Origin of the sequence: Taklimakanibacter lacteus (assembly GCA_003576695.1) — a bacterium.
Classification (GTDB): Bacteria; Pseudomonadota; Alphaproteobacteria; order Rhizobiales; family Aestuariivirgaceae; genus Taklimakanibacter; species Taklimakanibacter lacteus.
Genome location: QOZQ01000003.1, coordinates 374,983 through 398,261, shown reverse-complemented (window position 1 = coordinate 398,261; position 23,279 = coordinate 374,983). Strand labels below are relative to the sequence as shown.

The window sequence follows — 23,279 nt, the reverse complement described above, 5'->3', positions numbered from 1 at the left end:
AGGTTAGCCTAATCCAGCCTGAAATCCAGCGCGAGGGATTTTGTCCGCCCGGTCAATCATACGCCCAAATGGCGCTGCTGAAGCTCCGCCGTGAGCTCCTCCGCCTGCCCGCTCCACACGGTCCGGCCCCTTTCCAGGATGAAGCAGCGGTCGGCTACCGGGAAGAGCTCGGCCAGGGTCTTGTCGACGATGAGGATCGACTGCCCCTCGCCTTTGAGCTTCCGGATCACCGCCCAGATTTCCTGGCGCAGCAAGGGGGCGAGACCTTCGGTCGCCTCATCGAGCATGAGGAGCGTCGGATTGGTCATCAGGGCGCGGCCTATGGCCAGCATCTGCTGCTCGCCGCCCGACAGAGTGCGTGCCGGCTGGCCGCGGCGCTCGGCGAGGCGCGGAAACAGCTCATAAAGACGCGCCAGCGTCCATGGCCCGGGCCGCGCGGCAATGAGCAGGTTCTCAGCCACTGTCAGGGTCGGGAAGCAGCGGCGGCCTTCCGGCACAAGGCCGATGCCGAGCCTCGCCCGCTCATGCGGGCGCAGACCCGACAATCCCCTGCCGGCGAAGCGAATGTCGCCGCCACTTCTCCCGGCGAGCCCCAGTATGGCGCGCATGGTGGTCGTCTTGCCCATGCCATTGCGCCCGAGAAGCGCCACGGCCTCTCCCTGCCCGACTTCGAGATCGACGCCGAACAGCACTTGCGAGGCGCCGTAAAAGGCTTCAACGCCTGAGAGCGCGAGAAGATTCATGCACGCTCCCCCAGATAGGCGCGCTGCACCTCCGGATCCTTGCGGATCTCGTGCGGCGGGCCGCTGGCGATGATGCGGCCATAGAACAGCACCGAAATGCGGTCGGCGAGCGCGAAAACGGCGTCCATGTCATGTTCGACCAGCAGGATCGGCGCCTCTTCGCGCAAACCATCGAGGAAATGGGTGAGGCTCTTCGAGCCTTCCGGTCCCATGCCGGCCATCGGCTCGTCGAGCAGGAAGGCGCGGGGATGGAGCCCCATCGCCATCGCGATCTCGAGCTTGCGCCTTTCGCCATGTGAGAGCTCTGCCGCCGGGATCACGGCACGGTCCTCAAGCCCCACTTTCTCCAGCATCGCCATTGCGGGCTCGATCAGCGAGGCATCGCGCATCACCGGACGCCCGAAGCGGAAGCTCGATCCCTGGCGCGCCTGCACCGCCAGCATCACATTGCGCAAGGCGGAGAATTCGGGAAGAAGCGAAGACACCTGGAAGCTGCGGGCCAGCCCCAGCTTGGCGCGGGCGGCCGTATCCAGCGCGCCGATATCGCGACCGCAGAAATGGATAGTGCCGCTGTCGGGGCGGACGCCGCCTGCGATCTCATGGATGAGCGTCGATTTGCCGGCGCCATTGGGACCGATCAAGGCATGGACCTCGCCTTCGCGCAGATCGAGCGTCACATCATCGGTGACCTTGAGCGCGCCGAAGGACTTGACGAGACGGGAAAGGGCCAGAACAGCCTCAGCCATTGCGGGCCTTTCCGGCAATGAGCCCGATGAGGCCGCCTTTGGCGAAGAGCACCGTGCCCAGGAGAACGAGCCCCAGGAAGAACTGCCAGCGCTCGGTCAGCGATCCGAGCAGGAATTCCATGAGCACGAACAGTGCAGCGCCGGCGAGGGGGCCGAAGAGCCGTCCCGTGCCGCCCAATATGATGATGACGATGAGCTCGCCCGACAGATGCCAGGACAGCATGGACGGGCTCACGAAGCGGGTGAGATCGGCATAGAGCGCGCCGGCGACCGCGGTGATCATCGCGCTCAGCACGAAGGCCGTGAGGCGAATGGGAAAGGGCGAGACGCCAAGGGCCGCGAGACGCGTCTCGTTCTGCCGCGCCGCCTGCAGCGCCGCGCCGAAACGGCCATCGCGCAGCCAGGCAAAGAGCAGCAGGCCCGCCAGCAGCAGCACATAGCAGATCAGAAAGAAGGGCAATGGCTTGAGCGTGTTCACGAAGGGAAACTGGTTTCGCACCGCGAGCGGAAGCCCGTCCTCGCCGCCATAGGCCGGCCAGGAGATCACGAAATAATAGATCATCTGGGCGAAGGCCAGGGTGATCATGATGAAATAGACGCCGGATGTCCTGAGGCTGACGGCGCCGATGAAGGCCGCCATGATCCCGGCCACGAGAGCGGCAACGATCCAGATGGGCGGCATCGCCGTCATCTCCTGCGCGGCGAGAATGCCCGCGGCATAGCCGCCAATGCCGAAGAAGGCCGCGTGACCGAAGGAGACGAGGCCGCCGAGGCCAAGCGCCAGATTGAGGCCGACGGCGGCGAGCGCCAGGACCGCGACCCGCGTCGCCAGCGTGACATAGAAGGCTTCGCCAGCGGCAAGCGCCAGCAAAGGTGCTGCCAGCAGCAGGAGGGCCAAAGCGATATTGATCCAGCGCTCGCGTTCCATGGGCGCCTGCCTAAGATGTCACGGCAAACAGGCCGCGCGGCCTGAAGGCCAGGATGAGCGCCATGACGATATAGATCAGCATGGACGCCAGCGCCGCCCCGACCGTGGTTGCCTGCGACGGGTCCATGACGAGGGAGAAGATCTGCGGCAGCAGGAAACGGCCCATCGTGTCGGTCACGCCGACCAGGAGAGAGCCGACCAGGGCGCCCTTGAGCGAGCCGATGCCGCCAATGACGATGACGACGAAAGCGAGGATCAGGACGGGCTCGCCCATGCCCACCTGCACCGACTGGTTGACGCCGACCAGGGCCCCGGCAAAGCCCGCAAGTGCCGCGCCCAGGGCGAAGATGATCGTATAGAGCGTCGCGATATCGACGCCCAGCGCCGCCACCATCTCGCGGTCGCTGGCGCCGGCGCGGATGCGCATGCCGATCCGGGTCCTGGCGATGAGGAGATGGAGCCCCGCCGCCACGGCGATCCCGACCAGGATGATGGTGAGACGATAGAGCGGATATTCGATGCCGCCCGGCAAGGTGACCGAGCCCGACAGCAAGCCCGGCATATCGAGATAGAGCGGGAACGGCCCGAACAGCCAGCGCATGGCCTCCGAGAAGATCAGGATGAGCGCGAAGGTCGCCAGCACCTGATCGAGGTGATCGCGATCATAGAGCCTGCGGATGACGACCCATTCGACGACGGCGCCCGCCGCCGCAGCCGCGGCGATGCTGGCGGCAAGCCCCAGCCAGAAGGATCCGCTCCAGGCGGCGACCGCCGCGCAGGCGAAGGCGCCGACCATATAGAGAGAGCCATGGGCCAGGTTGATGAGGCCCATGACTCCGAAGACCAGCGTCAGGCCTGCCGCCATCAGGAACAAGGTGACGCCGAACTGGACGCCGTTCAGCACCTGCTCGACGAAAAGGGCGAGCGACACTTAGGGTACGAAATCTCCCTCCGCCGCGCGAAGCGCGGGGAGGGTGGCCGCCCGCAGGGCGGACGGGTGGGGTTTCTCAGCCGGAAAGCATTGGACGATTGCGCCAAGCACGCTGGGAGCACCCCTCTGGCGAAATATCCCTCGCGGAGACACCCCACCCGTCGCGCGTGCCGCGCGCCACCCTCCCCGCCTCCGGCGGTGGAGGGAGAATTTGGGGCGACTTGCGATCACCATCCCTGCCCTACATCTTGCACTCTGCCGCATAGGCGTCCTGGTGGTCCTTGAAGCTCACGCCGATGATCTTGTTGGTGAGGGTGCCCTCTTCCTTCACCACTTCGCGCACATAGATGTCCTGGATCGGGTGGTTGTTCGGGCCGAATTTGAACTTGCCCCTGACAGACTGGAAGTCGGCGGCCTTGAGGGCAGCGCGGAAGGCATCGGCATCCATCACGCTCGCCTTGCCGAGCGCCGCAAGGACGAGATTGGCGGTGTCATAGCCCTGGCTCGCATAGAGCGACGGCAGCCTCTTATATTCCGCCTTGAAGGTCTCGACGAATTTCTTGTTGGCCTCGTTATCCAGATCCTTCGACCATTGCGAGGAATTCTTGACGCCCAGGGCCGCATCGCCGATCGCGCCCAGCACATCCTGGTCGAAGGAGAAGCCCGGACCCATGACGGGGATCTTGATGCCCGACTGGGCATATTGCTTCATGAAGGCGATGCCCATGCCGCCCGGCAGGAAGAAGAAGACCGAATCCGCCCCCGAGGCGCGGATCTGGGCGATCTCGGCGGCATAATCGGTCTGGCCGAGCTTGGTGAAGAGCTCGCCCCCAAGCTCGCCCTTGTAGAAACGCTTGAAGCCGGTGAGCGCATCGGTGCCCGCCGGATAATTGGGCGCCAGGATGAAGGTCTTCTTGTAGCCCGCCTCGGTGGCGTAATTGCCCATCGCCTCATGCAGATTGTCGTTCTGCCAGGCGACGTTGAAATAGTTCTTGTTGCATTTGGCGCCGGCCAGCGCCGAAGGTCCGGCATTGGGCGAGAGATAGAAGATGTCCTGTCCGACCGCATTGGGCACCACCGCCATCGCCAGGTTCGACCAGATGATGCCGGTCAGGATCTGCACCTTGTCGCTCTGGATCATCTTGTCGGCGATCTGCACCGCAAGCTCGGGCTTCTGCGCATCGTCCTCGACAAGAACCGTGACATCCTTGTTGCCGGATTGCTTGAGGGCCAGCATGAAGCCGTCGCGCACATCGACGCCGAGCCCGGCGCCGCCGCCCGACAAAGTGGTGATCATGCCGATCTTGACGGGTTCCGCGGTGGCAGCGTTCGCCGCGATCAAGGCGCATCCCATCATCAAAGCCGCAGCCAGTATTCTCTTCATTCCTCACTCCCTGGAGTTTCTGGTGATCTCTTGAAATTCTAGCTGAAAACGCAACCTCTTCTCAATGCCGCTCATCGGCAATCACCTTGCCGTCATTGGGCAGGCTGCCTGGGGCGGCAAGGGCGATGTCGCAGCGCAAGTTGGTGGCGGAGGCGGCCGTCTCCTTCAGCGCCGCGGCCAAGGCGTCGGAGGGCTCGGCCGTTTCCGCCATCAGCACCGCATTGTCCTGCTCATGGGCGCGGCTGATCACCAGGCGCAGACGCCTGATCCCGGGATGACGGCTGGCAATGGCGGCGATCTGCTCCGGGCGCACGAACATGCCGCGCAGCTTGGCCGTCTGATCGGCGCGTCCCATCCAGCCCTTGATGCGCTGATTGCTGCGTCCGCAGGAGCTCCTCCCCGGCAGCAAAGCCGTCATATCGCCCAGCGCGAAACGGATCAGCGGCCTGTCGGGATCGAGCAAAGTCACCGCGATCTCGCCAACTTCACCCTCGCCCACCGGGTCGCCGGTGCCGGGACGCAGGATCTCGAGGATGATGTCTTCATTGAGCACCAGCCCGTCGCGCGCGCTCGTCTCATAGGCGATGCCGCCCAGATCCGCCGTCGCATAGGCCTGATAGGCGTCGATGCCGCGCGCCTTGATCTCGGCCTGCAGTGAGGGCGGAAAGGCCGCACCCGAGACCGACGCCTTGCGCAGAGATGAGACATCGCGCCCGAGCTCCTCGGCCTTGTCGAGGATGATCTTGAGGAAGTCGGGCGTGCCGCAATAGGCGACCGGCCTGAAATGGCCGATGATGTCGATGATCTGCTCGCTGTTGCCGGGGCCTGCCGGGATGACGGGACAGCCCAGCGCCCGCGCCCCCGAATCGAGGATGAAACCGCCCGGGGTCAGATGATAGCTGAAACAGTTGAGGACAATGTCGCCCGGGCGGACGCCGGCGGCGAAGAGGATACGGGCATAGCGCCATTCATCGCCGGCCTTCGTCTCGGCTTCATAGATCGGTCCCGGCGATACAAAGAGCCGGCCCAGCCGTGACAGGGGAAGAGCCGACATCCCGCCAAAAGGCGGTGCCGACTTCTGCATGTCGGGCAATGCCGATTTGCGCATGACCGGCAGTTGCGCGAGCGCCGCGCGCGTGGTGACTGACTCGGGATCGATCGCGCGCAGATGTGCCTGCCAGGCCGGGGCCAGCCTGGCGGCCGCGATGATGCGCGGCAGCGCGCTGAAATGCGCCCGTTCGCGCTCGGCGGTGTCGATGGTCTCGCGCGCGTCATAGTGATCGCTCATGCCAGCCATCTCTTGCGCCTCTTATAGCTCTTCACGGCGCGGAACGAGCGCCGGCCCTCGCCGCCCACCCCCAGATAGAACTCCCGCACATCCTCGTTCTCCTTCAGCTCGGAAGCCTTGCCGTCGAGGACGATGCGCCCGGATTCGAGAATATAGCCATGGGTCGCATAGTTGAGGGCGATATGGGTGTTCTGCTCGGCAAGCAGGAAGGAGACGCCTTCGGCCTGGTTGAGCCGGCGGACGATCTCGAAGATCTCCTCGACCAGTTGCGGGGCCAGCCCCATCGAAGGCTCATCGAGCAGGATCATCTTCGGCTTCGACATCAGGGCACGGCCGATCGCCGTCATCTGCTGCTCGCCACCTGAAATATAGCCGGCCTGCGACAGGCGCCTCACCTTGAGACGCGGGAAATAGGAATAGACGAGTTCGAGATCGCGGCGGATGCCGGCGGCGCCGTCCTTGCGGGTGAAGGCGCCGGTCAGGAGATTCTCCTCGACGGTGAGATGGCCGAAACAGTGGCGCCCTTCCATCACCTGGATGCAGCCGCGGCGCACGAGGTCATTGGGCGACAGCGCATGCACCTGTTCGCCGCGGAACAGGATGCTGCCCTTGGTCACCTCGCCCCGCTCGGCATGGAGCAGGTTGGAGATCGCCTTGAGCGTCGTGGTCTTGCCGGCGCCATTGGCGCCGAGCAGAGCAACGATGCCGCCCGCCTCGACGTTGAGCGACACGCCCTTCAGCACGAGGATCACGTGATCGTAGATCACCTCGATATTGTTCACGGCGAGGATGGGGGTGGCAGCTGTCATGCTCGCGACACCAGTTCTGCCGGCACCCCCCCACCCCTAACCCCTCCCCGCAAGGGGGAGGGGAAATGATGGTTGGGATTTCGCCGACCTCTGCTCAATTCGCGCAAGGCTCGGTGCGCTGAGGCCACGGCTTGTTCGCCTCGGCATAGGTCTTGGCCGCGTCCATCAGCATCGGATTGACCACATCCGACATCGGATCGAACCAGTCGGAGGCTTTTTCCCATTTCTCGCCGGTCCAGCGCTGCGCGTACATCTTGTGATTGCCCGAGTGATTGTCGCAGGTGACCTTGACCGGCGCGATGAAGCCCTTGAGGCCGGCGGCGTCGATGCGCGCCGCGTCGATATTCAGGTTCTCGATACCGACGCGCATGTCTTCCGACGTGATGACCTTCTTGCCGGTCTTCTCCTGCGCAATCCGGATCGCCTCGGCGATATAGAGCGAGTTGACGACACCGCGATTATAGAGGTTCTCACCGAATTTGGCGGGATCCACCTTGCTCTTGCCGGCATCGACGACGAACTTCTTGATATCCTGCATCACCGGGAAGTCGGTGCCCACCGCGTGGAAATTGAGCGCGGTGTATCCCTTGGCCTGGGCGCCGCCGCCGCGCGCGTCGTCCTCGCCGCCCGACCACCAGATGCCGATGAACTTGTCCATCGGGAAACGGATCTTGGTCGCCTCCTTGACGGCGGTCGGGTTCATCGCGCCCCAGCCCCACATCACCATATAGTCGGGCTTGTCGCGGCGGATGTTCAGCCATTGCGACGACTGGTTCTGCATCTCCTTGCCGGGCACGGGATATTTGAGCAGCGTGTAGCCGTATTTGGCGGCGAACTGCTCGAAGAGCGGTATCGGCTCCTTGCCATAGCCGGCATCGAGATAGATGAAGCCGATCTTCCTGTCCTTGAGCTTCTCCAGGCCGCCTTCCTGCCCGGCGATATATTCGATGACGCCCGAGGCGCCGTCCCAATAGGTCAGCGGCGGATTGAATATCCAGGGAAAGGTCTTGCCGTCGGCCGCCGCCGAAAGGCCATAGGCCATGGACAGGATCGGTACCTTGTCGACCGAGGCCCTGGGGATCACCGCCAGCGTGATGCCGGTCGAATAGGGATTGAAGACGAGGGATTTCTTCGCCTTCGCCTGCTCGTAGCATTCGACGCCCTTCTGCGTGTCGTAGCCCGTCTCGCATTCGTCAAAGGCGATCCGGACGCCGTTGATGCCGCCGTCGCGCTCATTGAGCATGGTGAGATAGTCCGCCATGCCATTGGCGATCGGGATCCCCGAACCCGCATAGGGCCCGGTGCGGTATGTCGAGAGCTGCACATAGACCGTATCCTCGGCCAAAGCGGGTGCCGCGCCGGCGAGGATGCCGGCCAGCATGGTTCCTGCAATCAAAGCTTTGAGTTTCATGTCTTCCTCCCAAACATGGCCCAGTGGCCTCTTGATGAAAACTTACCCCGACCATCCCTCACGCATAAGGAAACGGCCAGACACGCAGCTTCTCCTTCCCGATCTGCCAGAGCCGCGCCAGGCCATGCGGCTCCCAGATCAGGAACAGGATGATGAGCACGCCGACGATCATCGAGGTCAGATGCACGACATTCTCGGCACCTATGTCGATCCCGATCATGGGCAGACCGTTGCGCAGGAAAATGGGCAGGATCCAGATGAAGGCGGCGCCGAAATAGCAGCCGATCAGGCTGCCGAGCCCGCCGACGATCACCATGAAGAGAATCTGGAAGGACAGAGTGATCGAGAAGGCGGCGGGCTCGACCGAGCCCAGGTAGAAGAAGACGAACATGGCGCCGGCCACGCCGCAAATATAGGACGAGACGGCAAAGGCCGAGAGCTTGGCGATGAGCGGGCGCACGCCCATGAGCTCGGCGGCGATATCCATGTCGCGGATCATCATCCAGGAGCGTCCGATGCGGCCGCGGACGAGATTCTTGGCGAGCAATGTGATGAGCGCCACGATGGCGAGCACGACGATATAGCGCGTCACGGAACTGGCATTGGGACCGGTGAGAACGAGGCCGCCGATCGTGTTGCGCTCAGGCGAATCGATGGCGCCCGAGACATTGTAGTTGTAGAGCCAGCCGATGCGGATGAAGCACCATTCGAGAAAGAACTGGGCGGCAAGCGTCGTCACCGCGAGATAGAGGCCCTTGATGCGCAAGGACGGCAGGCCGAAGACGATGCCGATCGCGGCCGAGAAGACGCCGGAGAGCAGGATCAGCAGGATGATATTCGCTTCCGGGAACGAGGTGGTGAGCTTGTAGCAGGCATAGGCCCCTGCCCCCATGAAGCCGCCGGTCCCCAGAGACAATTGCCCGGCATAGCCGGTGAGGATGTTGAGGCCGATCGTCGCCAGAGCGAGGATGAGGAAGGGAATGGCGATGGCGTCGAGGATGAAGTCATCGGCCAGCAGCGGCACGGCGATGAAGGCAAGCCCCAGGATGGCGAAGAGCCCGATGCGATCCTGGCGCAGCGGGAAGATGGCCTGGTCCGCCGCATAGGTCGATTTGAACTGGCCGGCCTCGCGATAGAGCATGCTACACCCGCTCGATGATGCGTTCGCCGAACAGACCTTGCGGCCGGAACAGCAGGAAGACCAGAGCAATCATGTAGGCGAGCCAGGATTCGATGCCGCCGCCCAGGAGCGGGCCCCAATAGATCTCGCCCAGCTTCTCGCCGATGCCGACAATGAGGCCGCCGACAATGGCGCCCGGCACCGAGGTGAAGCCGCCCAGGATGAGGACAGGCAGGGCCCTGAGCGCAATGATCTCGAGCGCGAAGGACACATCCGATCTCGCCCCCCACATGATGCCGGTGGCCAGCGCCACGATCCCTGCGGCGAACCACACGATGGCCCAGATCTGATTGAGCGAGATGCCGACCGAAAGGGCCGCCTGGTGGTCATCGGCCACGGCGCGCAAGGCGCGCCCGATCCGGGTGCGGTTGAAGAACAGGCCGAGCCCCGCCACCATGAGGATGGCGATCACCGCGGCCGCAATGTCGATATGCTGGAGGATCACCACACCCCGCTCGCCGAAGGGAATCTCGGTCGAGCCGGTGGGAAGGCCGAGCTCGGTGGTGATCATCTGCTTGGGTTCGCCGCCGAAGACGAGCTCGCCCAGGCCGACGAGGAAATAGGTCAGCCCGATCGTCGCCATCAGCAGGATGACATGCGGCTGGTTGACCAGTGGGCGCATGATGAAGCGCTCGACCGCCAAAGCCAGGAGGCCCATGACGGCAATCGTCAGCACAAGGGCCAGGAGGGCCGGAACGCCCTTCTGATAGAGCCCCACCAGGGTCAAGGCGGCGAAGACGACCATGATCCCTTGCGCGAAATTGAACACGCCCGAGGCCTTGAAGATCAGCACGAAGCCAAGTGCTATCAGGGCATAGAGGATGCCGGAGACGAAGCCTTCCCACAGGACCTGGGCCAGGAAATCCGGCGCATCTGCCATCTGGACGAAGGGCGCAACGAGAATGTCATACAGGAGGCTCATCGCGACTTCTCCTGATGCGCGACACCCAGATAGGCATCGATGACATTCTGGTTCGACTTCACCTCATCGGGCGTGCCGTCGGCGATCTTGCGGCCGTAATCGAGCACCACGACGCGGTCGGAGAGATCCATCACCACGCCCATGTCATGTTCGATCAAGGCGATGGTGGTGCCGAATTCATGGTTCACATCGAGGATGAAGCGGCTCATATCCTCCTTCTCCTCGAGATTCATGCCGGCCATCGGCTCATCGAGGAGGAGCAGCTCGGGCTCCATGGCGAGCGCCCGGCCAAGCTCGACCCGCTTCTGCAGTCCATAGGGCAATTTGCCGACCGGGACTTTGCGCACATGCTGGATCTCGAGGAAGTCGATGATTTCCTCGACCTTGCGGCGGTGGGCGATCTCCTCCTGGCGCGCCGGTCCCAGATGGATCAGCTGCCAGAAGAAGTTGCGGTGCATCTTGAGGAAGCGGCCCGACATGATGTTGTCGAGCGTCGACATGCCCTTGAACAGCGCCACATTCTGGAAGGTGCGGGCGATGCCCGATTTCGCCGCCTGGTGCGGCTGCATCGCCTTGCGCACCCGGCCCTTGAAGGTGATGGTGCCCTGCTGCGGGTGATAGACGCCGTTGATGACATTGAGCATCGAAGTCTTGCCGGCGCCATTGGGTCCGATGATGGCGCGGATCTCACCCTTGCGGATGTCGAAGGAGATGTCGGTGACCGCCTTCACGCCGCCGAAGCGCAGCGAGACATTGTGGACATCGAGCATGATCTCGCCCGTCGCCCGCGTCATGCCGCCGCCTCCAGCCTGGGAACGGGTGTCACGGCCACGTCGCGGATCACCACTTCGCCCTCGAGCAGTCCCTTGCGGCCGTCCTCGAAAGTGACTTCGGTGCGGATCGTGCCTTTCTCCGAGCCGTCATAGAGCGCCTTCACCAGGGACGCATAGCGCTCGGTGATGAAGCTGCGCCTTACCTTCTGGGTGCGGGTCAGTTCGCCGTCATCGGCATCGAGCTCCTTGGGCAGAATGAGGAAGCGGGCGATCTGGGCGCCGGCCATTTGCGGCTCGGCTGCCAGCGCCTGGTTGACCTCCTCGACATGCTTCGCGATCATGTCATAGACGCGGGGATCGGCGGCAAGCTCCTGATAGGAGGCATGCGCGACATTGTTGCGCTCGGCCCAGTTGCCGACCGCCACCTGATCGATATTGATGAAGCAGGCCACATGGTCGCGGGCATCGCCGAAGGCGACGGCTTCCTTGATGTTGGGATAGAATTTGAGCTTGTTCTCGATATATTTCGGCGGGAACAGGCCGCCCTGCGAGAGCCGGCCGACATCCTTGGCGCGATCGATGATCTTGAGATGGCCTGAGGCGTCGAAGAAGCCGACATCGCCGGTGCGGACATAGCCGTCCCTGGTCTTCACCTCCGCCGTCTTCTCGGGATCCTTGAAATAGCCCTGGAACACGCCCGGGCCGTTGAACTCGACCTCGCCCGAAGGGGCGAGGCGGATATCGACGGAAGGTGCGGGCCTGCCCACCGTATCGGGCTTGATCTCGCCGTCGGGCTGCAAGGTGATGTAGACGGAAGCCTCGGTCTGGCCATAGAGCTGCTTGAGGTTGACGCCGATCGAGCGGTAATAGCTGAAGATCTCGGCCCCGATCGCCTCGCCCGCCGTATAGCCGACCTTGATGTTGGAGAGGCCATAGCGGTTGCGCAGGGGCGCGTAGACGAGCACATCGCCCAGCGCGTAATGCAGCCTTGCTGTGAGCGGCACCTTCTCGCCGCTGAGTATCCGCTCGCCCCACCGGCGCGCCACTTTCAGGAAATGCGCGAAGATCCAGCGCTTGAGCCGGCCCGCATCCTCCATGCGCACCATGGTGAGGGTCAGCAGGTTCTCGAAGACGCGCGGTGGCGCGAAGACATAGGTCGGCCCGATCTCGCGGCGGTCGTGGATGATGGTCTCGGCTTTTTCCGGGCAGCTGACGCAGTAGCCGGCAAGGATCGCCTGGGCATAGGAGAAGACGTGATCGCCCACCCAGGCCATGGGCAGATAAGCGATGATCTCGTCCGTCTCGCTCAGGCCGTCAAAGGCGATGCCGATGCGGGCGCTGGCGATGAGATTGTCATAAGTGAGCATCACGCCCTTGGGCCGGCCGGTGGTGCCCGACGTATAGAGAATGACCGCTATGTCCTGCCCTGTGCCCTGGGCGATCGCGCGATCGAGCGCCGCTTTCGCGGCCTTGTCCTGCAGCGCCGTGCGGCCTGCTTCGACGATATGGCCAAGCGCATGCAGCCTTTTGTGGTCGTAGTCCCGCAGCCCCCTCTTCTCTTCATAGAGGACGGCAGCGAGCGCCGGCAGCCTTGCCTCGACCGACAGGATCTTGTCGACCTGCTCCTGGTCCTCGACGATGGCGAAGCGAACTTCCGCATGTTCGAGGACGAAGGCCATCTCCTCGGCGACCGAATCCGAATAGATCGGCACCGGCACCGCGCCCAGCGATTGGGCGGCGGCGATCGACCAGTAGAGATAAGGCCGGTTGGAGCCGATGATGGCGATCTTGTCGTCACGCCGGGCGCCGAGGCCGGCCAGGCCCGCGGCAAGAGCCTTGATGAAATCGGCCGCCTCGGCCCAGTTCCACGATTGCCAGATGCCGAAGTCCTTGTGGCGCATCGCCGGGCGCCGGCCACGCGTCAGCGCATTGTGAAGAATGAGTTTGGGGAATGTGTTTTCAGTTGCCTGATCGAGCTCAGACAAGCCTTCCTCCCGGTTCGATCGGGCTCACCCGCCCGATGGAGTTCTAAGCGCCTTCTGATGGACGCTCTTTCACTCCTCTTCACGCCGGTCCCGCCGAGACCGGCACAAACACTGAAAGGCAATCGACCTTGTTTTTCTCCGGGCGTCAAGCTTTCGCTGTCTAGACTTTAGAACAGTGCCGCCCGGAATCTAAAGATCCGGGCGGCACCATTTCGTGTTTGTAAAGCCGTGACTGCGCGCTCCCTGATCGACCTGTCGCGCAGTGGAAGCGGGGGAAGTTACTTCTGCGGCGCGGGTTGCCTCCTGTGGCGCAAGCGCTGGGCAAGCTTCCCATGATGCTTGCGCTTGGACTCGGCCTTGACCGCACCCAGAAGGACTTCCTCGTAATCGTATTCGAACCACTCCTCGAAGACAGGCATGACAAACTCACTTGACTGAAAACACCGACGCAACAGCCAAAACGGTAGCATCTGGACGGCTTAAAACCAGCCCCGAAAATCGCGACAAAATGGGCCCAAAAACCTGCGAATTTCCTGCATTTCCATAGGAAAAAGCGCATGGCTTTTGGCATGAAAACCGGGCTTGACAACGGCAAGCCAAGGCGCAGCCGCACCTGTTGCGGCGACCCGAAAATCAGCTAGGAATATTTTTACTCAGATAACGGACGGTCTTGCTGGAACCGCGCAACGTCTGGCTACCGATTGGAGCAAAACCCAAGGTGGCGTGGAAGGCATCGGACACCGGGTTGGGCGGGTCGGAATTGACCTCGCAGACCACCCTTTTATGGCCGGCGGCAGCTGCCCTAACGAAAAGATCCTGGTAAAGCGCCCTTGCGTAACCTTTGCCGCGAGCCCCGGGCCCGGTGATGATCCGGTCGACATAGGCGAAATCCGGGAAGCGGTCGCGGAACCACAGGAAATTGGAACTGTCATAGCGGGCGCGCTGGTCGAAGACGATGAGAAAGGCATCGACGCCGCCAATGCGGGTGGCAAGAAAGGCCTCCTCCACCATGGCGGCGAGCTTCGCCGCGTCCAGAAACGAGGTCTCGACGGCAAACTGATTGTTGAGCGCCAGCACCTTTGCCTGGTCGCCCGGACCGATGGGCTCAATTGTGATCATGCGCGATGGTCTCTCTCACTTCCCTGGCCGTCCCTTTTTCCGCGGCAGCGACAATGCAGAGCACGGCCGTGGTTGCAAGGCTCAATAGCACGGGCGAGAAGACGCCCGACAAGGCAAACAGCGCCACAAGCGCCACGACCGCGAGGAGCTGGACCTTCGGCAGGCGCCCGGTGATCGCCCGGCGGAACAGGAGCGTGCCGATGAGATAAAGCGCCGGGCCGCCGACAAGGGCTGCCGCCATCTTCAGATCGGCATGGCCTTCGGGATGCGCCAGGGCGAATTCATCGCCCACCGCCGTCACGATGATCCCGGCGATGATGAAGAGGTGGATATAGGTATAGGCAATGCGGGCGAGGCGACCGGGATCGCCCGACGACGTCATGGTCACCGTGCCCCGTTCGGCGCCGGTATTGAAGTAGATCCACCACATGGCGACGCTCGCCACGAAGGCCGACAGGAAGGCCAGCACGACCGGCCAGTCCCAGGCGAGGTCCGCAAAGGTGGCGCCCGTCACCAGGACGGATTCACCCAGCGCAATGATGACGAAGAGACCGCAGCGCTCGGCGAGATGGCCACCCTCGACATTCCAGTCGGTCGTGACCGAGCGGCCAAGGCCCGGCGTCCAGAAGCCGGTGGAGGGCCCGGCATATTCGATGACGAGCGCCAGCAGCCAGAGGATGAGCCGCAACTCGCCCTCGGCGAAGCCGCCCGCGATCCAGAACACGCCCGAGACGCAGAGCCAGGCCAGGATGCGGAGGAAGTTCAAGGTAAGCGAGGCATGCCCCCTGATGCCCCACAGCGTGAACAGCGTGCGCCCCACCTGCATCGCCACATGCATAAGGGCGAAGACGAGCCCCAGCTCGGCGAAGGCCTTGGGGATGGCGGAGGACATGATGAGCCCCAGGAGCATGATGGCGAAGAGCATCAGCCTGACCGGCAGGCGCTCGGGGTCGAGCCAGTTGGTGACCCAGGAGGTGTAGATCCACACCCACCAGACGGCCATCATCAGGAGCAGCGTCTCGACAGCTCCCATAGGCGTAAAATGCGCCAGCAGCGCGTGGGAGAGCTGGGTTATCGCAAAGACGAAGACGAGATCGAAGAACAATTCGACGAAGGTGACGCGGGCATGCTCATGCCCTTTGCGCGCGCGCAGCAGATGTCCCAAGCACTCCCCCCTGAGCAGTTAGCGTGCATCAAAGCCACAACCCTCACCCAGAGGTGCGAGCGCAGCGAGCCTCGAAGGGTGTGCTGCAGCACTCTCGCTCCATCCTGACAGGCGCTTCGAGGCCCGCCTGTGGCGGGCACCTCAGCGTGAGGGTACTTGTACGGATAGCTTTATTAGAGACACCGCCTCGCGTCTATTCCCGCATCCACTGCTCGCGCAGCCTCTCCCCGATCATGCAATCGATGCGCGGCCTGGCCTGCTGCGTCTCGACCACCTTGACGATCCGTAGCGGGCGCGACGCGATCTCCAGCACCAGCTTGCGGCGGATGGCCGTGGCCAGCTTCTGGATATCGGTCACCGGCACCAGGAAGGCCCCGGTGCCGCCGATGACGCAATCCTCATAATAGATATCGAGATTCTCGATCGAGGCAAAACCGCCCGGCCGCTTGATCATGATCGGCAGGCCGTTGATGGTGACGCCGGCGGCGATCAGGGGATCGCGGGCGACCGTTACCGGCACGCCCATATTGTTGGGACCATCGCCCGAGACATCGATGACCTGGCGGTCGCCCCTGATGCCATTGCCCGCGAAGCTCGGGCCCACGAAGAGCAGGCCGTTGGCGATCGACGTGCCATGCTCGCGCGAGATGGGGGCGGCGGCCAGCTGGTCGGCGAATTTATTGGCCGCCGCCGCACCGTCAATGATCGTCCACGCCACCAGGGGCCTCTGATAGGCGGGGCCGGCCCATTCGACATAGCTCACCGCGATGCGGCCATGGGGGCCGGAAGCAATGGCGTCGATCACATCCTTATGGCGGAAGGCGGCGACATAGCCGTTGCGCTGCAAGGCCTGCTCGTCCATGTCCATCGAGCGCGAGACGTCGACCGCCAGGATAAGCTCGAGATCGACCGGCATATCGGCGGCGGACAGGATCGAGACCGGAAAGATGGCGGCGAGAAAAGCCGCGAGGAGCCTGAATGTTCCGCGCCGCACGCAAAGCCTCCTTTGCCGCCGTCCTGTGAAGAGACTAGGCGCGGCGGCATCGGGGTCAATGGGCCGCCTCATCACGATCCGGTGCATGAAACTCATGGACACCCCAATGTTTCGCACTGGCAGTCGCGTGGCGCAGGCGGTAGAATCCCGGCCGGCGCCCTTCCCGTCCCTCAGGATCTCACCACATGACAAGCGGCCATCCGGCGCGGAAAGCGCGCATCGGCATCATCCTTGCGGGCGTGGCGGCGTTGACGCTTGCGATCAACGACGTCTCGGTGCCGTTCGCTTATGCGCAAGGCTTCAACCCGCCGACCGTGGTGCTGGCGCGCTACATCTTTCTGCTGGGAGGCCTCGTCCTTGCCCTGCCGCTGCTGGGCCTCGGCTTCAGGCTGGCGCGCAACCACGCATTCCATGCGCTGGGTTCCGGCATCACCGCCGCCATCGGGGCGCTCGGCCTCCTTGGCTCCTTCGCCTATATCCCGGTGAGCCTCGGCGTCGTCATCCTCTACACCTTCCCGATCATCACCACCCTCCTCGAATGCGCCCAGGCCCGCCGGTTTCCGGGCGCAATCGAGCTCGCCTGCCTCATCGCGGCATTGATCGGCGTCGGCATCGCCATCGGCCTCAATGACATGAGCCTCGATCCCAGAGGAATCGCGCTTGCCGGCCTGTCGGCGGTGGGCTTCGCCATCTCGATCTTCTGGAACAGCATCAAGCTCAGGACCGCCGACGGCACGATCGTCACCTTCTATATGGCGATCGCGGGCGTGGCGACGGCGGTGCTCTATCTCAGCCTGACGCAAGGCCTGGCCCTGACCGGAGCAGGCTTCACCGGCTGGCTGCCGCTCGCCGTCACCTGCTTCTTCTTCGCCATCTCCTATATCGGCATGTTCAAGGCGGTGGAGCTGGCGGGCGGCGCGCCCACCGCCATGGTGCTCAATCTCGAGCCGGTCTTCGCCATAGGCCTCGCCGCCCTCTTTCTCGGCGAGGCGCTAACCCTGCCGCGCCTCCTCGGCAGCGCGCTGGTCATCGGGGCGGTGGTGCTGTCGGAGTTCTCGCGCGGGCGCAAGGACGTCGCGGTGGAGCTGGCGGGTTAGTTCAGCCTCTTCTTGCTTTCGGGATCGAAGAGATGCGTCGCGGCGCGGTCGAGGACCACGGGCAGGTGCTCGCCGACGCGGACGGTCCTCGTGCCGGGAAGCCGGACGACGAAGTCCCGCCCCTTCTTGCCGCCTTCGAAATAGCAATGGGCGAGCGCGTCGGCGCCCAGCGTCTCGACGGCGGAAACGGTCAGGAGCAAGTCGACCTTCTCCGTCTCGCTCACCGCGATATGTTCCGGCCTGATGCCGAAGAGGACCGGTGCGCCGACCGCCGGCAAATGCAGGCGCAGATGGTCGAGATCGATCGTCCTGCCCGCCACCACGACACCGCGGCTCTCGGCCGCGACCCTCGCCTCGATGATATTCATGGCGGGCGAGCCGATGAAGCTCGCGACGAAGACGCTGGCCGGCTTCAGATAGACATTCATCGGCGTGTCGATCTGCTCGGCCCGGCCGCCATTCATGACGACGAGCCGGTCGGCGAGCGTCATCGCCTCGACCTGGTCATGCGTCACATAAAGCGACGTGGTGCCGACCTCGCGCTGCAGCGCCTTGATCTCGAGGCGCATCTGGACGCGCAACTTGGCATCGAGATTGGACAGAGGCTCGTCGAACAGGAAGGCGGCCGGATCGCGCACCAAAGCGCGGCCCATGGCGACGCGCTGGCGCTGGCCGCCCGACAATGCGCGGGGCTTGCGGGTGAGATAGGGGCCGAGCTCCAGCATATTGGCGGCGCTGCTGACGCGCTCGGCGATCTCGGTCCTGTTCTTGCCGGCGATCTTGAGGCCATAGGCCATGTTCTCGAAGACGGTCATATGCGGATAGAGCGCATAGTTCTGGAACACCATGGCGATGTCGCGCTCGCGCGGCTCGAGCTGGTTGACGACGCGCTCGTCGATCTCGATCGTGCCCGAGGTGATCTCCTCGAGACCCGCCACCATGCGCAGCAGCGTGGACTTCCCGCAGCCCGACGGACCCACGATCACGATGAATTCGCGGTTGGCGACATCGAGCGAAATGCCGTGGATGACCGGGTTGCGGCCGTAATCCTTGCGGACATCCTTCAGTGAGATCGTAGCCATGTTTCACTTCTCGCTTTCGACAAGGCCCTTGACGAACCAGCGCTGCATCAGGACGACGACCAGGATGGGTGGTGCTATCGCCAGGATGCAGGTCACCATGACGAGGTGCCATTCGGTATCGGCATCGGCGAAGGAGATCATCTTGCGCAAGGCGATGACGATGGTGTTCATCGAGTTGGAATTGGTCATCAGCAGCGGCCAGAGATATTGCGTCCAGCCATAGATGAAGAGGATGACGAAAAGCGCCGCGATATTGGTGGCCGACAGCGGCAGCAGGATGTCCTTGAAGAAGCGCCAGGGCCCGGCGCCGTCGATGCGCGCCGCTTCGAGCAGCTCGTTGGGAATGGTCATGAAGAACTGGCGGAACAGCAAGGTCGCGGTCGCCGACGCGATGAGCGGCACGATCAGGCCGGCATAGGTGTCGATGAGGTTGAGATCGACCATCACCTTGTAGGTCGGCAGGATGCGCACCTCGACGGGCAGCATAAGTGTGATGAAGATGATCCAGAAGAACACCATGCGCAAGGGAAAGCGGAAGAACACGATGGCATAGGCCGACATCAGCGAGATGATGATCTTGCCGATGGCGATACCGAGCGCCACGATGGTCGAATTGAGGAGAAGCGTGCCGACGCCGACGCCACCGATGCGCCCGACGCCGCCGAACAGAGCCTCACTGTAATTGGCGAGGAACTGGTCGCCCGGCAAAAGCGGCAGAGGCGGGCGCAGGATCGTCTGGAGCGAATGGGTCGAGGCGACGAAGACGTAATAGATCGGGAAGGCGACCACGATCAGGCCGAGGATCAACCACAGATGGGCGAATAAACGGCTGCGGGCGCGTGCGATCATGGCGAGGGCCTCGCACCATCCCCTTTCTGTCCATATTCCCCTTCTCCCGTGCGCAGCATGGGAGAAGGTGGCCGACAGGCCGGATGAGGGCTCTTTGGTTTAGACGACCGGAAGAAAGAGCCCTCACCCGCCCTCCGGGCACCCTCTCCCATCCTTCGGACGGGCGAGGGGGAAAACTGGTTAGAGTGCCGTGCAACCCTACCCATAATGCACCCGCCTTTCGATATAGCGGAACTGGATGGCGGTGAGCGCGATGACGATCACCATCAGGATCACCGATTGCGCCGCCGAGTCGCCCAGGATCAGATTGACGAAGCCGTCATTATAGACCTTGTAGACCAAGGTCTCGGTGGTCTTGCCGGGGCCGCCCCCGGTCACCGCATGGATGATGCCGAACGTGTCGAACAGCGCATACACGGTGTTGACGACGAGCAGGAAGAAGCTCGTCGGCGCCAGCAGCGGAAAGACGATCGTCCAGAAGCGCTTCCGGGCGGTTGCGCCATCGATCGCCGCGGCCTCGATCAATGTCCTCGGGATCGCCTGGAGGCCGGCGACGAAGAAGATGAAATTGTAGCTGATCTGCTTCCACGACGCCGCCATGATGATCATGGTCATGGCCTGCGGGCCATTGAGCAGCGGGTCCCAGTTGAGCCCCATGAGCCGCAGCGGATAGGCCAGCGTGCCGAAGGACGGATTGAACAGGAACAGCCACAGCATGCCGGCAATGGCGGGCGCCACCGCATAGGGCCAGATCAGAAGGGTGCGGTAGAAGGTCTTGCCGCGGATGACCTTCTCGGCCTGGACGGCGAGGAGGAGCGCCACCGCCATCGAGATGAAGGCGGTGGCGATGGAGAACACGACCGTGACGGTGATCGAGTTCACATAGGCGGGATCGGCAAGGACGCGCTTGAAGTTGGACAGGCCGACAAATTGGGTCTTCAGCCCGAAAGCGTCCTCGCGCAGCAGCGATTGCCTTAGCGCCTGGCCCGCCGGCCAGTAGAAGAAGACAACCGTGATGGCGAGCTGCGGCAGGAGCAGCAGGTAAGGCAGGAATTTGTGGGGAAAGGTCGCCCGGTTCATCGGTGCGCAGGAAGCCGCCCGCCCGAACGGGCGGCCCCTGCCCTGGATCTAGTTGCCGAGCGCCTGCTTGATCGCCTCATTGCCGCGCTTGACGGCGCTGTCGAGCGCCTGCTGGGCGGTCTGCTCGCCCGCCAGCATCTTCTCGAACTCCTCATTCTCGATATCGCGCACTTGCGGCAGGTTGACGAGGCGCACACCCTTCGAATTGGCGGTGGGCTCCTTGCCCATCATCTGGGTGATCGGCGTCTCGCGGCCGGGATTCTGCTCATAGAAGCCCGACTTCTTCGTCTCCTCATAGGCCTTGAGCGTCACCGGCAGGTAGCCCGACTTCTGGTGCAGATAGGTCTGAACCTCGGTCTTCGACAGATAGGCGAAGAACGCCGCCACACCCTTGTACTGATCCGCCGACTTGCCGGCGAAGACCCAGAGGCTGGCGCCGCCCGGTATGGTGTTCTGCGGCGCCCCCGGCGCGTCGCTGTCATAGGGCAACTGGCCGATGCCGTATTTCATGCCCGATTTGACGATGTCGCCGAGACCGCCCGATGATTCCGTGAAGATGCCGCATTCGCCGGCGAGGAAGATCTGCTTCGCCTCGGAGGTGCGGCCGCCATATTTGAAGGTGCCGTCCTTGGCGAGATCGGCCAGCGCCTGGAAGTGGTTCACGAAAAGCGGCTTGTTGATCTCGAGCTCGGCATCCTGGCCGGCAAGGCCGTTCTCCTTGGTGGCGAAAGGCGTGTCGTTCCAGGCGGCGAAATTCTCGGTGTGGATCCAGGTGAGCCAGGTCGAGGTGTAGCCGCAAGGTGCGGCCCCGCTCGCCTTGATCTTCTTGGCGGCATCCCAGACCTCGTTCCAGGTCTTGGGCGGATTGTCGGCATCGAGCCCCGCTTTCGCGAAGATGTCCTTGTTGAAATAGAGAATGGGGGATGAGGAATTATAGGGGAAGGACAGCATGGTGCCGTCGGGGCGCGAATAATAAGCGACGATGCCCGGCAGATACTGACTCTTGTCGAAGGTCATGCCGGCATCGGTCAGAACCTCGGCGGCGGGCTTGATGGCGCCTTCGGCATTCATCATCACGCCGGTGCCGACATCGAAGACCTGGATGATGTCGGGCGGCTGGCCGGCGCGGAACGCGGCAATGCCGGCATTGAGGGTCTCCGGGTAAGTGCCCTTGAAGACGGGAACGAGTTCAAAATCCTGCTGGCTCGCATTGAAGTCCTTGGCGATCTTGTCGACGACCTCGTTATTGGCGCCGGTCATGGCATGCCACCAGGAGATCTGGGTCTTGGCAAAAGCGGGACCCGCTGCCGTTACGGCCATGGCCAGGAATGCGGCGGCAAGCATTGAACGTCGTTTCATGGATTTCGCTCCCAATTCACTGTTGAGTCAGTTTCTTATTGTTTGGTCATTTTTGCAGCCCGATGACACCGGAGTATTTCATCGTAGCGAGCCGAAATATGAGCCCGCTTTTCCACACTTGGCAATCGGAAATGGGTTAGCCGTTCGTCGAACAACCCATCGCGGGTTCGCCGAATCCGGACCTGTCTCTTACTGGCACAGTCGGAACCTATTGAGCGCGCTCGGGAAAGGCCTTGGCGATTGCGCCCTTCTCCGCCTTGACCACGCCGCGCTCGGTGATGAGGCCGGTCACATATTTCGCCGGCGTCACGTCGAAGGCGTAATTGGCGACCGGCGATCCCGGCGCCACGACATCCACCGTCTCGATGCGTCCGTCCCTGGTGATGCCGGTGAGCTTGGTCACCTCATCGCCGGAGCGCTGCTCGATGGGGATTTCCTTCACCCCGTCATTGACGGTGAAATCGATGGTCGGCGACGGCAGCGCCACATAGAAGGGCACGGCATTGTCATGGGCGGCAAGCGCCTTGAGATAAGTGCCGATCTTGTTGCACACATCGCCCGAGGCGGTAGTGCGGTCGGTGCCGACGATGCACAGATCGACAAGCCCGTGCTGCATCAGATGGCCGCCGGTATTGTCGGGAATGACAGTGTGCCTGACGCCGTGATGGCCGAGCTCCCAGGCGGTGAGCGAAGCGCCCTGGTTGCGCGGGCGCGTCTCATCGACCCAGACATGGATCGGGATGCCGCCCTCATGCGCCATATAGATGGGCGCCGTCGCGGTGCCCCAGTCGACGGTCGCGAGCCAGCCGGCATTGCAATGGGTGAGGACATTCACCGTCTCGCTCGGCTTCTTCTTCGCGGCAATCGCCTTGATGAGCGCGAGACCATGCCGGCCGATCGACTGGTTGATCGCGACATCCTCCTCGCAAATCTCGGCGGCGCGTCCATAGGCGCGCCCGGCTCTCTGCGCGGGCGGGAAGTTCCGCAAGGCCTTCATCATCTCATCGAGCGCCCATTTGAGATTGATGGCCGTGGGGCGCGTCGCATGCAGGCGCTCATAGGCCTTCGACAGCGCCTCGTCCGACGCATCGACCCGGGCCTGCAGCGCCATCCCATAGGCGGCGGTGGCGCCGATCAGCGGCGCGCCCCTGACCAGCATGTCCTTGATGGCGAGTGCGGCGTCTTCGAGCGACCGCAGCGTCACCGTCTCGAAGCGATGCGGGAACTTGGTCTGGTCGATGATCTCCACCGACCAGCCATCCTGGTTGAGCCATATCGTTCGGTAAGGCTTGCCGTCGACTTTCATTGCCGCTCCTCGTTCGAGGGCGCGAACCTGCGCGAGCATCGGCGACGAGTCAACCAATTCCCCTCCCCCTTGTGGGAGGGCTATCGCATATGGAATTTTGCGAGGCTCTTGGAAAGGAGAAATTACTC

22 protein-coding genes are annotated in these 23,279 nt (G+C 63.2%); 1 reads left to right on the top strand and 21 read right to left on the bottom strand.

Annotated elements, in window-relative coordinates; translation table 11 throughout:
• Positions 1 to 56: 56 nt before the first annotated feature.
• The 16 genes from DT068_RS07485 to DT068_RS07415 form a co-directional block, all read right to left on the bottom strand.
• Positions 57 to 743 (bottom strand): ABC transporter ATP-binding protein, encoded by a 687-nt coding sequence (locus DT068_RS07485; RefSeq protein WP_119389164.1) that lies wholly within the window; start codon positions 741 to 743, stop codon positions 57 to 59.
• The gene (locus DT068_RS07480; RefSeq protein ID WP_119389163.1) at positions 740 to 1,489 is read right to left on the bottom strand and encodes an ABC transporter ATP-binding protein; all 750 of its coding nucleotides are present in this window, start codon (positions 1,487 to 1,489) and stop codon (positions 740 to 742) included. Before DT068_RS07480 ends, DT068_RS07485 begins: the two co-directional genes overlap by 4 nt.
• Complete coding sequence (locus DT068_RS07475; RefSeq protein ID WP_119389162.1) at positions 1,482 to 2,417, bottom strand: branched-chain amino acid ABC transporter permease; 936 nt, start codon at positions 2,415 to 2,417, stop codon at positions 1,482 to 1,484. The genes DT068_RS07480 and DT068_RS07475 overlap by 8 nt, the downstream gene beginning before the upstream one ends.
• 10 nt (positions 2,418 to 2,427) lie before the next feature.
• Positions 2,428 to 3,348, bottom strand: a complete 921-nt coding sequence (locus DT068_RS07470) for a branched-chain amino acid ABC transporter permease (RefSeq protein WP_119389161.1) — start codon at positions 3,346 to 3,348, stop codon at positions 2,428 to 2,430.
• Positions 3,349 to 3,589: 241 nt separating this feature from the next.
• The gene (locus DT068_RS07465; protein WP_119389160.1) at positions 3,590 to 4,732 is read right to left on the bottom strand and encodes an ABC transporter substrate-binding protein; all 1,143 of its coding nucleotides are present in this window, start codon (positions 4,730 to 4,732) and stop codon (positions 3,590 to 3,592) included.
• Between the two features lie 61 nt (positions 4,733 to 4,793).
• Entirely contained in the window at positions 4,794 to 6,020 is a 1,227-nt protein-coding gene (locus tag DT068_RS07460; RefSeq protein WP_119389316.1) for a phenylacetate--CoA ligase family protein, read from the bottom strand.
• Positions 6,017 to 6,829: an ABC transporter ATP-binding protein gene (locus tag DT068_RS07455; protein ID WP_119389159.1), complete on the bottom strand. Its 813-nt coding sequence runs from the start codon at positions 6,827 to 6,829 to the stop codon at positions 6,017 to 6,019. The genes DT068_RS07460 and DT068_RS07455 overlap by 4 nt, the downstream gene beginning before the upstream one ends.
• Before the next feature lie 94 nt (positions 6,830 to 6,923).
• Positions 6,924 to 8,240, bottom strand: a complete 1,317-nt coding sequence (locus tag DT068_RS07450; protein ID WP_119389158.1) for an ABC transporter substrate-binding protein — start codon at positions 8,238 to 8,240, stop codon at positions 6,924 to 6,926.
• 58 nt (positions 8,241 to 8,298) lie between these two features.
• On the bottom strand, positions 8,299 to 9,381 hold the full coding sequence (locus DT068_RS07445; protein WP_119389157.1) for a branched-chain amino acid ABC transporter permease: 1,083 nt from the start codon (positions 9,379 to 9,381) through the stop codon (positions 8,299 to 8,301).
• Between the two features lies 1 nt (position 9,382).
• Positions 9,383 to 10,342: a branched-chain amino acid ABC transporter permease gene (locus DT068_RS07440; RefSeq protein WP_119389156.1), complete on the bottom strand. Its 960-nt coding sequence runs from the start codon at positions 10,340 to 10,342 to the stop codon at positions 9,383 to 9,385.
• The gene (locus DT068_RS07435; RefSeq protein WP_119389155.1) at positions 10,339 to 11,136 is read right to left on the bottom strand and encodes an ABC transporter ATP-binding protein; all 798 of its coding nucleotides are present in this window, start codon (positions 11,134 to 11,136) and stop codon (positions 10,339 to 10,341) included. The genes DT068_RS07440 and DT068_RS07435 overlap by 4 nt, the downstream gene beginning before the upstream one ends.
• Positions 11,133 to 13,100, bottom strand: a complete 1,968-nt coding sequence (locus tag DT068_RS07430; protein WP_368904516.1) for an AMP-binding protein — start codon at positions 13,098 to 13,100, stop codon at positions 11,133 to 11,135. The genes DT068_RS07435 and DT068_RS07430 overlap by 4 nt, the downstream gene beginning before the upstream one ends.
• Positions 13,101 to 13,378: 278 nt before the next feature.
• A complete protein-coding gene (locus DT068_RS27935; RefSeq protein ID WP_162914047.1) occupies positions 13,379 to 13,519 on the bottom strand; it encodes a hypothetical protein in 141 nt (46 codons plus the stop codon).
• A 214-nt stretch (positions 13,520 to 13,733) separates the two neighbouring features.
• A complete protein-coding gene (locus DT068_RS07425; protein WP_119389154.1) occupies positions 13,734 to 14,219 on the bottom strand; it encodes a GNAT family N-acetyltransferase in 486 nt (161 codons plus the stop codon).
• A complete protein-coding gene (locus DT068_RS07420) occupies positions 14,206 to 15,384 on the bottom strand; it encodes a low temperature requirement protein A (RefSeq protein WP_368904515.1) in 1,179 nt (392 codons plus the stop codon). The genes DT068_RS07425 and DT068_RS07420 overlap by 14 nt, the downstream gene beginning before the upstream one ends.
• Before the next feature lie 193 nt (positions 15,385 to 15,577).
• Complete coding sequence (locus tag DT068_RS07415; RefSeq protein WP_368904514.1) at positions 15,578 to 16,378, bottom strand: DUF1194 domain-containing protein; 801 nt, start codon at positions 16,376 to 16,378, stop codon at positions 15,578 to 15,580.
• 185 nt (positions 16,379 to 16,563) lie between these two features.
• On the opposite strand from DT068_RS07415, the gene DT068_RS07410 reads away from it, so the two are divergent.
• Positions 16,564 to 17,475 (top strand): DMT family transporter, encoded by a 912-nt coding sequence (locus DT068_RS07410; protein ID WP_119389153.1) that lies wholly within the window; start codon positions 16,564 to 16,566, stop codon positions 17,473 to 17,475.
• Here DT068_RS07410 and DT068_RS07405 read toward each other — a convergent pair.
• From DT068_RS07405 to mtnA, 5 genes are all read right to left on the bottom strand, one after another.
• Positions 17,472 to 18,557 (bottom strand): sn-glycerol-3-phosphate import ATP-binding protein UgpC, encoded by a 1,086-nt coding sequence (locus DT068_RS07405; protein WP_119389152.1) that lies wholly within the window; start codon positions 18,555 to 18,557, stop codon positions 17,472 to 17,474. The two genes, DT068_RS07410 and DT068_RS07405, sit on opposite strands and share 4 nt — an antisense overlap.
• Before the next feature lie 3 nt (positions 18,558 to 18,560).
• Positions 18,561 to 19,406, bottom strand: coding sequence for a sn-glycerol-3-phosphate ABC transporter permease UgpE (gene ugpE / locus DT068_RS07400; RefSeq protein ID WP_119389151.1), 846 nt, complete (start codon positions 19,404 to 19,406; stop codon positions 18,561 to 18,563).
• 198 nt (positions 19,407 to 19,604) lie between these two features.
• The gene (gene ugpA, locus DT068_RS07395; protein WP_119389150.1) at positions 19,605 to 20,486 is read right to left on the bottom strand and encodes a sn-glycerol-3-phosphate ABC transporter permease UgpA; all 882 of its coding nucleotides are present in this window, start codon (positions 20,484 to 20,486) and stop codon (positions 19,605 to 19,607) included.
• A gap of 48 nt (positions 20,487 to 20,534) precedes the next feature.
• Entirely contained in the window at positions 20,535 to 21,845 is a 1,311-nt protein-coding gene (gene ugpB / locus DT068_RS07390) for a sn-glycerol-3-phosphate ABC transporter substrate-binding protein UgpB (RefSeq protein ID WP_119389149.1), read from the bottom strand.
• Between the two features lie 208 nt (positions 21,846 to 22,053).
• Positions 22,054 to 23,151: an S-methyl-5-thioribose-1-phosphate isomerase gene (gene mtnA / locus DT068_RS07385; protein ID WP_119389148.1), complete on the bottom strand. Its 1,098-nt coding sequence runs from the start codon at positions 23,149 to 23,151 to the stop codon at positions 22,054 to 22,056.
• Positions 23,152 to 23,279: the final 128 nt, after the last annotated feature.